Consider the following 14,890-nt stretch of genomic DNA (forward strand, 5'->3'; position numbering starts at 1 on the left):
TTGAAAAGTTCACATCGTACTTTGAACGATTAATCGGACGCGGGATGGAGCAGTCTGGTAGCTCGTCGGGCTCATAACCCGAAGGTCGTTGGTTCAAATCCAGCTCCCGCAACCACATTTCGTTATCCGGTTTTGGCCGTGTAACAATGCGACACTAGCTCAGCTGGTAGAGCGCAACCTTGCCAAGGTTGAGGTCACGAGTTCGAACCTCGTGTGTCGCTCCAAGTTCTTGTTAACGACTTTGTCGGTAACAAAAAAGTCCACACCGTACTTTGAACGGTCAATCGGACGCGGGATGGAGCAGTCTGGTAGCTCGTCGGGCTCATAACCCGAAGGTCGTTGGTTCAAATCCGGCTCCCGCAACCACATTTCGTTACTCGGTTTTTGCTGTGTAACAATGCGACACTAGCTCAGCTGGTAGAGCGCAACCTTGCCAAGGTTGAGGTCACGAGTTCGAACCTCGTGTGTCGCTCCAAATTTACACCTTTCGAGTCGTCGAAAGTGCAACACGCAAGGCACCTTGCCAAGGTTGAGGTCACGCCTAAGCCTTGAAGATCGGGAACCTCGTGTGTCGCTCCAAATTTTCATTGTCGATGTTATCGAGAGTGAAGCCATGTTAGACATGGCAAGTTGACATCGTACTTTGAACGATTAATCGGACGCGGGATGGAGCAGTCTGGTAGCTCGTCGGGCTCATAACCCGAAGGTCGTTGGTTCAAATCCAGCTCCCGCAACCACATTTAGTCAAACGTTGAAAAACGGTTGATATTGCGACACTAGCTCAGCTGGTAGAGCGCAACCTTGCCAAGGTTGAGGTCACGAGTTCGAACCTCGTGTGTCGCTCCAAATTCTTCTTTTGTGATGAAAGATGAAGCTCTCACGGAGAGCAAGCCTACATCGTGCTTTGAACGATTAATCGGACGCGGGATGGAGCAGTCTGGTAGCTCGTCGGGCTCATAACCCGAAGGTCGTTGGTTCAAATCCAGCTCCCGCAACCAAATTCAAGCTCGGAGGTTATAGCAAGTTTTTGTCATAACCCTCAGGCCGTTGCAAAGGGTTTGCCCGTTCAAATCCGGCTCCCGCAACCACATTTCGTTATTCGGTTTTGGCCGTGTAACAATGCGACACTAGCTCAGCTGGTAGAGCGCAACCTTGCCAAGGTTGAGGTCATCGGTTCGAACCCGATGTGTCGCTCCAAATTCTTCTTTTGTGATGAAAGATGAAGCTCTCACGGAGAGCAAGCCTACATCGTGCTTTGAACGGTTAATCGGACGCGGGATGGAGCAGTCTGGTAGCTCGTCGGGCTCATAACCCGAAGGTCGTTGGTTCAAATCCAGCTCCCGCAACCACATTTAATCAAACGTTGAAAAACGGTTGATACTGCGACACTAGCTCAGCTGGTAGAGCGCAACCTTGCCAAGGTTGAGGTCATCGGTTCGAACCCGATGTGTCGCTCCAAATTCTTCTTTTGTGATGAAAGATGAAGCTCTCACGGAGAGCAAGCCTACATCGTGCTTTGAACGATTAATCGGACGCGGGATGGAGCAGTCTGGTAGCTCGTCGGGCTCATAACCCGAAGGTCGTTGGTTCAAATCCAGCTCCCGCAACCACTTTCGAAAAGCCTGACTGCAAAGTCAGGTTTTTTTCGTTTATGGAAGTTATCATCATAACCCTCAGGCCGTTGCAAAGGGTTTGCCCGTTCAAATCGCACTCCTGTAACCAAATTCAAAAGCCCAGTCATTTGACTGGGCTTTTTTGCATTCTACACAAATGAAAAAACCGATGAAAATTAGCCAGAATATTTAGTGTTGAATTTATATTTGCTTTTTATACATATAAAGTCAGAAATCGCTTAGCGCTAAGTGTTCAAATATTGCACGGTTATCTTGTGGTTTGTATATTAATAGTAAGAATTTCAAAATCATCGCTTTATTTTCCGCACATTTAAGTTTGTAACCTCGTTAATATTCGGAAATGTTTTTTTCTACTTTAGATGTTTATTTTGAGATTTGCGTCTGAATAGCAATCGGAAACCAATGATCCTGATTAGCATTGTCTGTACTTGTTAAGTAGTACGAGGGCGTGCATTGCTTCAAAAATGCTTTTTTCTTTATTCGTTGCGAAATAAGAGTGAAAAGCTTGCTCAGGGATGAGTTAGATCTGAATTAAATTCAGAAGCAATTTCAAGGATGATATTTATGCAAAAATCACAATTATCGTGTATTTGCGGTTTGGTGGTCTTATCGACTTTTCCGTTTACTGCTTTTGCCGAGGCCCCTGAGGAATCAGCTTGGGGTGGAAGAGCGGTTGTTTACTATAGTCAAAATGGTTTTGATAAAGATGACTATCGCTCTGTTAGATCGCTAAATTGGAGCGCAACGGCGAATTATAAATTTTCTGAAAAGTACAGTGGTTATTTAACGACTGGCGGCTATCGCGCATACGAAGATGAAACAGGAGATTTTTTAACCGATACCGCCTTCGGCTTATCTCGATCTTCTCTTTTAGCGTTTGGTGAGACGGGTAAGGTTGGTGCAAGGCTCCAATTTACTCTCCCTACCTCGGAGTTTTCTCGTAAAGATAAACTTCAAACTGGTGTAAGAATTGACACACCAGTAAGTGCAAAAGTGGCGGGATTCGACCTCTATTTGTCACCCCGATACAGAAAAAATTTCCATGAATATAAAACAACAGTGAATGGAAAAGTGCTGACAGAGAATATTGTCTCTGTCGTCGGCAATGTTGGTTATGGCTTAGGTGATGCCTATTTTGAAGGCACGTTAATTGGCGGTACGTCCTGGACATATCAAGGCAACCGTCGTGATTGGACATATGTAGGAGAAATAAAGGCAAGTTATAGCCTGACAGATTATTTGTCTGCGGCATTATCGGCGTCAAACTCTGGTGCTTATTACGATGCAGAGCGAGGTACCCTCGGAAACATCGACCTCTTCGATGAAAAAGAAGCGACCTACACAGCTTCTCTTACATTCTCATTCTAAAAAGGACTTTGGTATGAAACTAAACAGACTATTTTTGTCTGCATCCATTGCTGCTGCTCTGGCAGGATGTGGGGCAGATGACCAAGCTTATGACACGCTGGCTAAACCGGAAAGTCTAACTTCAAAATCGGCGATCAAGACAGATCAGGTATACCTGTACATGCCATCTATGGCGAAGGCTCCTAAATACGCTGTATCAATGGCTCCATTTATGCAGGGTCAAGAGAAATTGGTCACTTTATCATTCGAGTACAGCGATCAAACCGATGAAAAGGGAGATCTGCAAGTTCGCATGCTCAGCCCTGATGTGATCAGTCAAGGCGAGATTGACCAAGGTGAACTGGGTCGATGGTTTGACACCCAGTCTTCAGAGCGTCCTGTTCTGGAAATACCGGTAAAGTTTGTAGACTATCAATGTAAAGAAGATAGTTATGGTGATTGCACTAACACTGAAGAAAAAGTTAACAATGACGAAGTGCCAATCGGAGATCGCCGCTTCATCGTTCCAGAATTCGAAAAAGTGGTTGTTCAAGAAAACACTTGGAATGAACTATTTTCTTTTGCCAGTGGGTGTTATACCAAAGTAGGTACCACTAAGCTCGCCACGGACAGTCAGAGTGATTGGAAAGGTTATGAAGTTACTGAGGACGGTGTGATCAACTTTGAAGTAGAAACAACCTTCAAAGTTGCCAATAACTGGCGCTGTATGATCAATGGGCTGGTTCAATCTGGCTTTGATATGAGCGATCTGTCATTTACGGTTTCGAACTTCTATTCTCTTGTCCCTCTTGACTTGGTTCGTTCAAAAACTTACGAACCAATCGTTTATATGAAGGGTGACGAAGATACATTTGGTTTCTTCGCTAGCGAAGTTGGGCGCCCGGACCCTTCATACGTAGGTGGTGAGTTTGACCAAGGGTTCGAATACCTACATCGCTTCAACCCTGATCTCGAATATGTTGACTATCACCTGTCTGACAGCTTTATCCAAAATGAAGAAACACTTTTCTTCAAACGCGTGACACAAGATGTTGTAGATCGTATCAATCCACAGCTTGAAAAAGTTGGCGCTCCACAGATTCGTTTACATGAGCCTTCTGGGAAGCAGTCTGGTGACCTTCGATACAATGTAGTCAACTTGATCGATGAACCTTTAGAAAATGGTCTGGCGGGCTATGGTCCTTCAGCAGTGAACCCTGTTACTGGTGAAATTGTCCATGCGCATGTGAACCAGTACTCTGGTGTGCTTCGCTCTATTTCTTACTGGCTTTGGGATCGTATCGTTGATGATTACAACGCTGGCAGAGTAGAGCAGGTTGTTGTGACTACTACTGGCCCAGTTCAAGCACCTGTGATCTCTTCCGCAAATCAGTCTGATGTTGCGGCTTCAATTGTCAGCGAAAAAAGCATTGATGCCGAAGAAATTAATCAATTTGACCTGACAAGCAACTACAAAGAGCCAGCATTAAAAACCGAGTCTTTCCAAGAACTAATCCTTGCTGTACAGGAAGAACTTTTGGTAGTTGAAGATGAAGCGACATATGAGGATATGGCGGCTCTGCAAGCGCTAGAAACACGCTTGTGGCAGGAAAATAATATGTACCCTGTGTCTTCGCTGCGTTCAGGAGCAACTTTCAAGGCTCTTCCGACAACGATTGGTGGCATGACCTTCAATTGGAAGTCTGACGAATTGTGGAACGGCACTGTTGGCGAAGCCGGTAACTTGAAAAAATGGTCAGAGCTTGATGAAGCAAAGCAAGAAGAGCTTAGCCTGTTCTTAGTGGGTGTTTTCTATGCTAAGACCCTTGTCCACGAATTTGGTCACAACTTTGGCCTGCGCCATAACTTCAAAGGCAGTAATGATGCGCCAAACTATTTCGATAGTTCGGAGTTAGCACAGCACGGCCTGAAGACGGTTCCTGGTTATTCATCGATCATGGATTACAATCCATCTTTGTTGAACGCGCTGCCAGTATTTGGACCGTATGATCTTGCAGCCCTTCGATTTGGCTATAAGCGAGAGGTAGAAGCCGAAAAAGTTTCAGTTGACAATGGTGTCCAAACTAGCGAAAGCGTATTCCTAAACACGTCATCTTACGACCGAGAGTTGCGCAATGCTGTCCTTGACCCATATACGCAGCCAGCTGACTTGGTTAGCGATGGTGTTATCAAAGGGATAGCAGCTGACAATCTATCAACACCATTACGTAGTTACGAGTATTGTACTGATGGCAATGTTAGTTTGAATGATAACTGTAACAGACACGATGAAGGTCGCAACCGTTCGGAAATCATGGACTTTAAACTCGAGAGCTATGATGACCGTTACTACGCACGTACCGTTCGTGGAATGTCAGATAACTTCTCTGAAAGTACTGCGATGTCATATGCACTTCGCCGTATTACACAGTTCAACGATTGGCGTAATTCGCTCCACATTTACGATTTGTACCAGAACAATGTATTTACCAACCCACTCTCTGATATCCAGATGTTAGGGTTGCCAGTTGCCAACACTGCGTTCTGTGCAAGTGACGCGAATGCGACTCAGTGGCCATTTGCGGTATTCTGTGGTGCGCCTTTAGCTGTTGATAAAGCGCGAGATAAGCTGGTTAATATTCTTCTGACTCCGGATCATACGTGTGAACTGGAAGATGCAACGGGGAATATTTCATATCGTAAGCTGGCGGATATCATCGGAAATTACTCTGACAGAATGAATTTCCCAGTGAACTACGTTCCTACGTCATGTTATGACGAGACTGTAACAACAACCTTGGGATCAGGCCTCACAGTTGTTGGTGAAGTTGGAAAATATCTCAACAGCGGCAAGGCACCTCGCCCTGCACCTGTAAATAATTACTCTAACTACATTGATTACATCGGTCATTGGCCAGACAAGCTGGCAGCAGCAGCGACTTTGACTAAACGAATTGGCGATCGTCGCTCCACAGATCGTTCAACGAAAATGCTGTTAGAACTACCAGAGACGACTGCTTTGGTTGATGGTTTCTTCCAATACTATCCGAAAGGCGACTTCCTGTTAGATTCTATTATCCTCGGCACTGAAACACTGTATGTGAACTTCAAAGACGAGAATGGTGCTCATCACAAAGCTAAAGGAGACTTCAAAGCATTTAGTTGGGATGAAACTCTTGAGCGTATGCCGCTTTACGGAAGCTTCTCTGTCCGTAAGTACTACGGTTTACCTCACTTTGAGGAAACGCCTCTTAACCGAGCGATCCTGAATGCGATGGTGATGAGAGCGGTAGTGGAAAATGTTGATGCAAGAGACACTGCTTTTGCTCGCTCAATTTCTATGCGAAGTGAGCGTCCAACAAGCGATGAGGTTCGTACCTTCGTAAGATCGAACGGGCTAACTTATTTTGCAGATGCTTCAAACACCTACGCTTGGAACATGATTCAGTTTACCAACGAGTTTAAAGCGATGCTTGCAGCTCAAAGTGCTGGAACAGATCTGGCGACGGTCGAAGTAACGACATTCACACTAGAAGATTTCAACGATCCAGAGACCTTTGCTGAATTGGGCCACCAATATCAGTACCAGCTGGCTTCTCTTGAAAATCTTCCTGTCTTCGACAGTGTTTGGGATTACTTAGTGAAGAACGCTATTAACTAAACCCAAGTTTCGTATACATTAATTCAAAAGCGTTGGGCGCTAAGTCCAACGCTTTTTTGCTTTTTAGTGTACTGTTCAAAGGTAGAAATAATTACAATGTCAAAACCGTAACTAAGCATTGAACAGGCGATTTATGTCAGGAAACTCTACTTCGATACTCGACCGCACAGACATCGAAATTCTCCGCATTCTTCAAGCTAATGGCCGTTTACCCGTTGTGGAACTGGCTAAGCGCGTCAACCTCACCACCACACCCTGCTCAGAGCGTGTTAAGAGATTAGAAAGGGAAGGGTATATTGCGGGCTATCATGCGGACATTTCCGCTGAGAAACTTGGCTTAGATGTTGTTGTCTTCATCCACATGCGCTTAGACCAAACCAACCTGTCTATCTTTGATAAATTCGCGAAATCGGCGTTGCTAATCCCAGAGATCGAAGAATGTTACTCCTTATCGGGAGACTTCGATGCCATGGTCAAAGTACGTGTTAAGAATATTAAGGCTTATCAGAAGTTTATGTCCAACCGCATCATTCAGCTCCCTGGTGTGATTCAAACGCGAAGTGAAATTGTGATTGCCGAGTACAAACGAAGCGCGGGGATTAATCCTGAACTAATTTCTTTGTCTTGAATGGGATACGTTAAGACAAAGTGACGGGCAATATCTGTGCCTCATGGTAATTATTCCTGTATTTTTTCATTATGGTAGGTAATTTCCCCGAAGCGGGTGGGAATTTTTGTCTCATTTAGGTAACTTCCCCGCGATTCCCTGACTAAAATAAACCTCATAACAATAATGTTAATAAAATGTTGAGGTGTTTTATGGTCGCACCCATTCTGAGAGATACGATCAACTCTCAAGCTCAAGCGGTTCACACAACCAACGCTGTTGTGATGGTGCCGCCAATTGATTTTAAATTTAATACAGAAACCAGTGCTGACAATGAATTCCAAAAGTCATTGGCGCTGTCTGACGCTCAGGTGCGTGGTAAAGCACTGCAGGAATTCAATCAAATGGTTGAGGTACTACGAGGTCATGGCGTTAACGTGACTGTGATGAACTATTCACCAAGCGAAGGTGAAACGCCCGATGCTGTTTTTCCAAATAATTGGTTTTCAACCCTACCAAATGGCGATCTGTATTTATTCCCAATGGCATGTGAAAACCGCCGTCGGGAAGTACGTCCTGAAACACTAACGGCAGCGCTTGAAGCTTCAGGATTTAAAACGCCATCAGTGCGCGAAATTGGCAATCTGAGCGCCCCCAGTAAGTTTCTTGAAAGCACTGGCGTGATGATCATGGATCACACAAACTCAACGGTTTACGCAGCCCTTTCGGTCCGATGCGATCGAACATTACTTCAAGAATACGCCGGTCGAGCGGGGTTTCGAGATGTGATTTTCTTTGATACCCAAATGTCATCAGGGGCACCTGTCTATCACACGAATGTGATGATGGCGGTGGGTGAGGGTTTTGCCGTGATCTGTGATGAAATTATTGAAGAGTTTGAACGTCGCCGTGTGCTTGGGTCGCTAAAAAAGACCAAAGATGTGGTCTCGATTACTGAAGAGCAAATGGGACATTTCTGCGGCAATATACTTCAGTTGCGAAGCGATAAAGGAGAGCGATTGATCGCGATGTCACTGTCAGCCTATAACGCATTTACATTAGAACAAAAGCGAGTTCTGCGTAAGCACGGAAAACTGGTGCCAATAGACGTGTCCACCATTGAAACCATAGGTGGCGGCAGCGTTAGGTGCATGCTCGCCGAGAATTTCCTTCCTCAATAGAGCCGCATTGCGGCTTTTTTCTTTTCGTTCAATCCTCTGCGTGACCGACATCCCGTTTGCAAGTTGCACAATTGGGTATTCGTCTTATTCTTAAGAGAGTGTGTAACAAACAACAATACGTTATTTAGCGCAAAAGGGGTTTTCCAAACCTCTTTAGAGGGAGCAATGTTATGTCCGAAAGACGATACCGTCTTATTACCCGAAGCGATTTCGACGGGTTAGTGTGTGCGGTGTTACTCAAACATATTGATCTGATCGACGAGATCAAGTTTGTACACCCAAAGGATATGCAAGACGGTGTAATAGAAATCAACGAGTACGATATCACGACTAATCTGCCTTACAACGCCAATGCTCACCTCTGTATCGATCATCATGCCTCAGAGCTCCTTCGCAATCATGACCTCAATGCAAACTACATCATCGACGCTGATGCGCCTTCTGCTGCTCGTGTTGTGTGGAAGCACTTTGGCGGTGAAAACACCTTCCCAAGCGAATGGGACGAGATGATGGAAGAGGTGGATAAGGGCGATTCCGCCCAATACACCAAAGACGAAGTGTTGTATCCCAAAGAGTGGGGTTTGTTGAACTTCATCATGGATGCACGAACGGGTTTGGGTCGTTTCCGAGAGTTTCGTATCTCAAACTACGAACTCATGATGGAATTGATCGATCATTGCCGAGATAAGTCAATCTCAGAGATCATGGAGCTTCCTGACGTTAAAGAACGCGTCGACGTCTATTTTAGCCACAGAGAAAAGTTTCAGGAGCAGCTTCGTCGCTGTGCCTCGGTATGTGGCAATCTAGTGATTCTTGATCTTCGTTACGAAGACCCGATTTGGGCGGGGAATCGCTTCGAGATTTATGCCGTGTTCCCACAGTGCAACATTTCAGTCCATGTTCTTTGGGGTTTGAAAAAGCAAAACACGGTATTTGCCTGTGGAAAGTCAATATTTGATCGCTCATCGACAACGAATATTGGTGAGCTGATGTTGAATTACAATGGCGGTGGGCATGAAAATGCTGGGACTTGCCAAGTGCCCAATGAGAATGCTGCGCGAGTACAAGACGAGCTGATTGTGAAAATTAATCAAGACGGATAAAAGCGACGGTTTTCTTTCAACCACACAGGCTCTTTTCAGAGTCTGTGTGGTATTCATCATCACGCCACTGAAAACTTAGGCGTTAGCGGTACTCGATCAAAAGAAACACCTTTCCAGCCAGTCACTAAAAAGTTACGAATATTCTGGTGATCGCTACCGCTAGGGTGACCGAGAACATCCTCTCTGTAATATCGACCGAAACATGCCAGCACTGATCGCTCATCAATCCCGTGCAACTTACCAAAAGCAAGAATCTTGCATGAACCAGAATTTTGCCCAGCTTTGTTAGTTAAGTTTCCATTAACAAATTGGCTTGGAGAGAAGTCATACAAGCCATCTATGACCGCCATTGTGTCTTCAAACTCGATGAGTTCAGGCGTGTTGGCGAGTTTGAGTAGAAAAGTGTTAAGCTGCATTTTTATCCTAATTATTATTAAGCATGACGTGTTTGTATACGCACTATTAAAGCCATAATTTGGCTTTGACATTGGTTCATTTGCGCGAAAAACTGTACTTGATATGTATATTATTATCACTTCTATCAGGATGAGAGTGCAAAAGGAAGGGCTGGCGCGAGGAATCCTTACAACTCGTCATTTCAGGTGCAGTAGGTTTGATGAGGTTTATTGATGACTTTCTATGTAGATAGTCATTGATTGATAAAACTTGCGGTTATAATCGCCAAATTGCTCTTAAAATCATCGAACGGGCAAAATGATAGAAAAATCAGTTTACAGCCGTGTGAGCGACCGTTAATATTCGCGCCAACAACGGAGAGATGGCTGAGTGGTTTAAAGCACCGGTCTTGAAAACCGGCGAGGGTTTATAGCCCTCCTAGGGTTCAAATCCCTATCTCTCCGCCAAATTTAGATTAAGCCCGCCTGCTCTGACAACAAAGAGTGAGCGGGCTTTTTCGTATTCCGAAATAGAAAAAACCGCTAGGTACTGCTTATTGCAATTTGGTCGTTGCATACCTGCTGTCAGTCGATAAATTTGTTGCCAATTGAAAGCAGTCAAAAACGTTACAGCGTTTGCACATATTGCTTTGGCGTCAATCCAAACACATCTTTGAAACGACTGGCAAAACGCACCTCAGATTGATACCCACAAGCGAGTGCGATATTGAGCTGAGTGCGTGATTTTTGCATCAAAGAAAGGGCATATACCATCCTGATGTTAGTGAGCACTTGCCTAAAGGAGGTCTCTTCAGAGGCAAGCTTACGTTTCAGTGTGGCAGGGCTCATGGAAAAGTGCGTAGCAACCGTATCTATGCTGTGCGGATCGCCAGGATTGAGGCTGAGATAACTTGCGAGTCGCTCTCTCACTGACCCTTCTTTACTTGGAAACAGAAGGTGCAGGGATCCTGCGGCTTTTAGCTCGGCATAGAATCCATGCATGAATTGACGCTGAGTCTCAATCGACAAGTTTTTCTCTGCCATCTCGTAGAGCGTCTCGAAACAGTAAGCGAGTTGTGGCGTCACGCTGACGCGTGGTTCGCTATTGACAGCGTTTGATGCTGAAGCTGCGCTGCTCGATACATCTTCTAGCCATTCAGAGGGCGGTGATTCTAGGAAGGTGAGGGTGCGGGAATAAAATGTGGTCTGTGCCGGTTCATTCACAAACGTGAGAGAATGACTGGCGGGCACAACCAGCCAGTCTTCTTGCGCGTAATGACGAGGATTATCCTGCCACCAGAGCTTTTTGTAGCCCCGGTTCACCCAGATAATAGTTGGCGCGTAAATCAACACATTGCGAAGCGGCTGCGAAGTCACACCGCGAAACTGCCCCGCCTGCACCAAAGTCTTCGTCATTCGCACTCCCCCTTTTTGCTTTTACTTATTCGCTTACATAGGTTGCAGTGAGTGTCGCTTTGTCCAGTGCCGATGCATTTAGCATGTAGCCAATCAGGGCATTGGACGGGTTATCTGGCAGTTCAAGCTTTTCAGTTGGTAGTGCCCAAACTGTAAACTGATACCGGTGCATGCCATGACCTTTTGGTGGGCAAGCGCCGCCAAAACCGATTGCGCCATAATCGTTCCCCATTTCTCGGCCGTCTTTCAGTTTACCCGATACGCCGCGTTCAACGCTTTGTTGCGATGATGGAATATCTAATGCGACCCAGTGCCACCATCCGCTGCCTGTCGGGGCGTCGGGATCATAGGCAGTAATGGCAAAGCTTTTTGTCCCTTTCGGTGCATCTTTCCAGCTCAGTTGTGGTGACAGGTTATCACCTGTGCAGCCAAACCCTTGAAAGGCGAAGGTATCGGCCATTCGCGCTCCTTCTTGGATATCATTGCTGGTTAATGTCAGTGCGTGGCTGCCAAATGATATGGCGGCAAGCAGTGGGATTAAAATTGTGGTCTTCATGGTGGCTCTCCTTTGCAATTTGTGAGAGCAAGAATACCAATAACGGCTAAGCAGTGATGTACACAAAAGCTCAAATGTAATCTAAGTTGCGTTATTTTGAGCTTTTGTGTTTTCGGTTGCCAATATATATTGCGATGGCAAACGTAGGGATGGGCTTTATTGGTTTGTCACTCAATGGCTTCAACTGCCAATCGATTCAATGGCGACGACTATTCAGGTTCTCACCTGACCCTCACAACCACCCTTTCTTTTTAAAGTACAGCAGTGGCGCGAAGCCTGACGCAACCATCAACCCGAGCGCGAAGGGATAGCCGTAATGCCAAGAGAGCAGAGGCATGTTTTCAAAGTTCATGCCATAGATGCTGGCGATCACGGTAGGGGGAAGGAAGACCACAGCGGCTATCGAGAAGATCTTGATGATCTGGTTTTGTTCAATGTTAATGAAGCCTTGCGTCGAGTCCATCAAGAAATTGATCTTGTCGAACAAAAAGGTGGTGTGAGAGAGCAGGGCGTCGATGTCTCGCACGATTTCATTCATATCTTCGCGGTGTTCGCCGCGTGATTGTAAATGACGAAGTAAAAAGGAAATGGCGCGTTGGGTGTCCATCAGACACAAGCGGACTTTCCCGTTGCTGTCTTCTTGTCTCGCCAATTGGCTAATGCACTCTTCCAAGTCTGAATCTTCCTCTTCCAGCACGGCATGGCTGATTTTTTCCAGTTCGCCGTGGAGGTCTTCCAGCATATCGGCGTGGTTTTCGACTTTCTGCTCCAGCATGGTTAGCAGCAAGGTTTCTATGTCTTTGCAGCGTATTTGCCCGCGTCGAGCACGAAGTCGCATTAAGCGAAAATCAGCGATATCACCATCTCGAATGGTGATCAAACGCTTGCTCTGCAAAATGCAGGCGACGGACACTGTGTTGTGCTTCCCTTCGCTTTTGGCCAGAAACAAAGAGTGAACATGCAGACCACGTCGGTCTACAAAAAAGCGGGCTGATGACTCAATCTCATCCACATCATCAGATTCTGGCAACTCAATTTTTAGCAATGAACTCACCACCTCCCTTTCATGTTCGGATGGGTCGTGAGCATCAATCCAAGCCGCCTTGGCGATGAGTTGGTTCATGTTTTCAAAGTCATAAGCATGAATTTCGGTGATCACACCTGATTCAATGGTAAAGAAACGCAGCATATCAACCCCTTATCTCATGCGAAAAACGCCGCCAATTTAGCGGTAAAGCCGCTATTCAAAAGAAAGCGTATTTTAATTAGTGTGTGTTCATAACGTTGAGAGTTTCAAGATAGACAGGTCTGCGCGGTATGACCGTCACAGCCAAAAGACAACAAAGTACAGCGCAACAATGCACAACAGGGCACGCTTCCAGTGCGTGGTATTTAACGCAGCGTGAAAGCGTGTTTTGCTGGAACCGCGATCACCTACTTCAGATCATTTTTCTGCATCAGTTCGTCTTGCACGCCTTTTAGCGTCATTTCATCCATGATGAAATTAATCGTATTCAGCATACGTTGTTCACCTTTAGGAATAAGATACCCGAACTGGCTGCGGGTGAATGGGTCGTCGCATCGTGAAGCGTCAAGGCGCTCATCAGTGACCTCGTAGAAAACGCCTTCTGGTGTTTCCGTGACCATCACATCCACATCGCCAGCGGCTACTGCCTTGGGAACGTCTAAGTTGTTTTTAAACTTGACGACGGTGGCGTTGGGCAGGTTGTCCTCGGCGAATTTTTCATTTGTGCCACCAATGTTGACCCCCACGCGAACAGCGGGCTTGTTGACCTCTTCCAAGCTGTCAAACTGCTCGACCTTCCCATCTGCGACCAAGAAGCACTTGCCAAAGACCATGTAGCCCTGAGTTTGCTCTGCCGCCAATTGGCGAGACATGCGACGCGTAATACCACCCATGGCGATGTCGTATTTGTCTTCTTGCAGGTTGCTTACCAACCCTTTCCACGTGGTGGGAACAATTTCAAGTTTCACCCCTAATTGGTCTGCCACATGTTGTGCTACATCGATGTCATAGCCAGAATAGGTGGTACCATCAAAGTACGAAAAGGGCTTGTAGTCGCCCGTCGTGCCAACGCGAATGACGCCCGCTTCTTGAATATCCTCCAATTGATCCGCTTGCGCGAACGCAGACAGTGCCATGGAGGCAATCAGTAACATTTTTTTCATTGCGTATCCCTTGCAGTGATTGGTGTCACTTTGAGCCTAACAGTAATCAATGCAGTCAAGGGTCAAACTATTGAGAGCACAGGTAAGTCGTAGCGGGAAAGGGGGAAATAACAGGGCTGTCGTATCAGTATGTGTGATGAGAGCAAATGGTCAATGCCGAAAAGTAACAAAATTAGTGACGCTGTCACGATCAGTTAACATTAGGTTCAACTGAGAAAGATGGCGTGTTCGCAAACGGTCTAGAGCCATGTACCTTCGACGATACTAGAAGCAATGGCTGAATTCGTTTTCATTTGCTTGCAGTGTCTGGGCTAACTAGACAAACTAACCTCGATACAGCAAATTCATAACCATAACCATAACCATAACCATAACCATAACGGGAAGGAATAGAGATGTTTAGTCATGTAATGATTGGCGCCAATGACATGGAAAAATCAAAAGCTTTCTATGATGCAACGATGGTTGTGTTGGGATATTCAGAAGGTGTGATTGACGAAAAAGGTCGCTGTTTTTACTTAAACCAAAATGGCGTGCTGGGCATTACTAAGCCGATCAATGGCGAGCCAGCAACCCACGGTAACGGTATGACCATTGGTTTTAAGGCTAGTAGCCCTGAGCAAGTGGATGCGTGGCATGCAGCAGGTATTGCACATGGTGGTGCGCTATGTGAAGAGCCTCCGGGTATTCGGTCTAACGGCGTGCGTAGCTTGTATTTGGCATATTTGCGCGATCCGTCAGGCAACAAAATTTGCGCGACTCATTTCGTTAATTGATTTGAAAGCGGGCACGATGATCTT

11 protein-coding genes and 12 tRNA genes are annotated in these 14,890 nt (G+C 45.8%); 18 read left to right on the forward strand and 5 right to left on the reverse strand.

Annotation, left to right across the window (positions count from 1 at the left end; translation table 11 throughout):
* Positions 1–38: 38 nt before the first annotated feature.
* The 16 genes from AB8599_RS05575 to AB8599_RS05650 all read left to right on the forward strand — a co-directional run bounded on the left by AB8599_RS05575 (position 39) and on the right by AB8599_RS05650 (position 9,533).
* A tRNA-Met gene (locus AB8599_RS05575) sits at positions 39–115 on the forward strand.
* A gap of 33 nt (positions 116–148) precedes the next feature.
* Positions 149–224, forward strand: a tRNA-Gly gene (locus AB8599_RS05580).
* 65 nt (positions 225–289) lie between these two features.
* Positions 290–366 (forward strand) — tRNA-Met (locus AB8599_RS05585).
* A 33-nt stretch (positions 367–399) separates the two neighbouring features.
* Positions 400–475, forward strand: a tRNA-Gly gene (locus tag AB8599_RS05590).
* Positions 476–660: 185 nt separating this feature from the next.
* Positions 661–737, forward strand: a tRNA-Met gene (locus tag AB8599_RS05595).
* A gap of 33 nt (positions 738–770) precedes the next feature.
* A tRNA-Gly gene (locus AB8599_RS05600) sits at positions 771–846 on the forward strand.
* 75 nt (positions 847–921) lie between these two features.
* A tRNA-Met gene (locus AB8599_RS05605) sits at positions 922–998 on the forward strand.
* Between the two features lie 123 nt (positions 999–1,121).
* A tRNA-Gly gene (locus AB8599_RS05610) sits at positions 1,122–1,197 on the forward strand.
* A gap of 75 nt (positions 1,198–1,272) precedes the next feature.
* Positions 1,273–1,349: transfer RNA gene (locus AB8599_RS05615), tRNA-Met, on the forward strand.
* A gap of 33 nt (positions 1,350–1,382) precedes the next feature.
* A tRNA-Gly gene (locus AB8599_RS05620) sits at positions 1,383–1,458 on the forward strand.
* 75 nt (positions 1,459–1,533) lie between these two features.
* A tRNA-Met gene (locus AB8599_RS05625) sits at positions 1,534–1,610 on the forward strand.
* A 588-nt stretch (positions 1,611–2,198) separates the two neighbouring features.
* On the forward strand, positions 2,199–3,002 hold the full coding sequence (locus AB8599_RS05630) for a hypothetical protein (RefSeq protein WP_407332778.1): 804 nt from the start codon (positions 2,199–2,201) through the stop codon (positions 3,000–3,002).
* 13 nt (positions 3,003–3,015) lie between these two features.
* Positions 3,016–6,642, forward strand: coding sequence for a zinc-dependent metalloprotease (locus AB8599_RS05635; protein ID WP_407333183.1), 3,627 nt, complete (start codon positions 3,016–3,018; stop codon positions 6,640–6,642).
* Between the two features lie 133 nt (positions 6,643–6,775).
* Positions 6,776–7,270: an Lrp/AsnC family transcriptional regulator gene (locus tag AB8599_RS05640; RefSeq protein ID WP_407332779.1), complete on the forward strand. Its 495-nt coding sequence runs from the start codon at positions 6,776–6,778 to the stop codon at positions 7,268–7,270.
* A gap of 191 nt (positions 7,271–7,461) precedes the next feature.
* Complete coding sequence (locus AB8599_RS05645; protein ID WP_407332780.1) at positions 7,462–8,430, forward strand: arginine deiminase-related protein; 969 nt, start codon at positions 7,462–7,464, stop codon at positions 8,428–8,430.
* 170 nt (positions 8,431–8,600) lie between these two features.
* Positions 8,601–9,533 (forward strand): exopolyphosphatase, encoded by a 933-nt coding sequence (locus tag AB8599_RS05650; RefSeq protein ID WP_407332781.1) that lies wholly within the window; start codon positions 8,601–8,603, stop codon positions 9,531–9,533.
* A 59-nt stretch (positions 9,534–9,592) separates the two neighbouring features.
* Here AB8599_RS05650 and AB8599_RS05655 read toward each other — a convergent pair whose 3' ends face one another.
* Entirely contained in the window at positions 9,593–9,949 is a 357-nt protein-coding gene (locus AB8599_RS05655) for a HopJ type III effector protein (protein WP_407332782.1), read from the reverse strand.
* 356 nt (positions 9,950–10,305) lie between these two features.
* Here AB8599_RS05655 and AB8599_RS05660 point away from each other — a divergent pair.
* Positions 10,306–10,396: transfer RNA gene (locus tag AB8599_RS05660), tRNA-Ser, on the forward strand.
* 159 nt (positions 10,397–10,555) lie between these two features.
* Here AB8599_RS05660 and AB8599_RS05665 read toward each other — a convergent pair.
* From AB8599_RS05665 to AB8599_RS05680, 4 genes are all read right to left on the reverse strand, one after another.
* Positions 10,556–11,344 (reverse strand): helix-turn-helix transcriptional regulator, encoded by a 789-nt coding sequence (locus AB8599_RS05665; RefSeq protein WP_407332783.1) that lies wholly within the window; start codon positions 11,342–11,344, stop codon positions 10,556–10,558.
* A gap of 25 nt (positions 11,345–11,369) precedes the next feature.
* Positions 11,370–11,900 (reverse strand): YbhB/YbcL family Raf kinase inhibitor-like protein, encoded by a 531-nt coding sequence (locus AB8599_RS05670; RefSeq protein WP_407332784.1) that lies wholly within the window; start codon positions 11,898–11,900, stop codon positions 11,370–11,372.
* Positions 11,901–12,132: 232 nt separating this feature from the next.
* Entirely contained in the window at positions 12,133–13,089 is a 957-nt protein-coding gene (gene corA / locus AB8599_RS05675) for a magnesium/cobalt transporter CorA (RefSeq protein WP_407332785.1), read from the reverse strand.
* Between the two features lie 245 nt (positions 13,090–13,334).
* The gene (locus AB8599_RS05680; protein WP_407332786.1) at positions 13,335–14,090 is read right to left on the reverse strand and encodes a transporter substrate-binding domain-containing protein; all 756 of its coding nucleotides are present in this window, start codon (positions 14,088–14,090) and stop codon (positions 13,335–13,337) included.
* Positions 14,091–14,485: 395 nt separating this feature from the next.
* On the opposite strand from AB8599_RS05680, the gene AB8599_RS05685 reads away from it, so the two are divergent.
* Positions 14,486–14,866, forward strand: a complete 381-nt coding sequence (locus AB8599_RS05685; protein WP_407332787.1) for a VOC family protein — start codon at positions 14,486–14,488, stop codon at positions 14,864–14,866.
* The last annotated feature ends 24 nt before the right edge of the window (positions 14,867–14,890 follow it).

Source organism: Enterovibrio litoreus, from assembly GCF_045679545.1.
Taxonomy (GTDB): domain Bacteria; phylum Pseudomonadota; class Gammaproteobacteria; order Enterobacterales; family Vibrionaceae; genus Enterovibrio.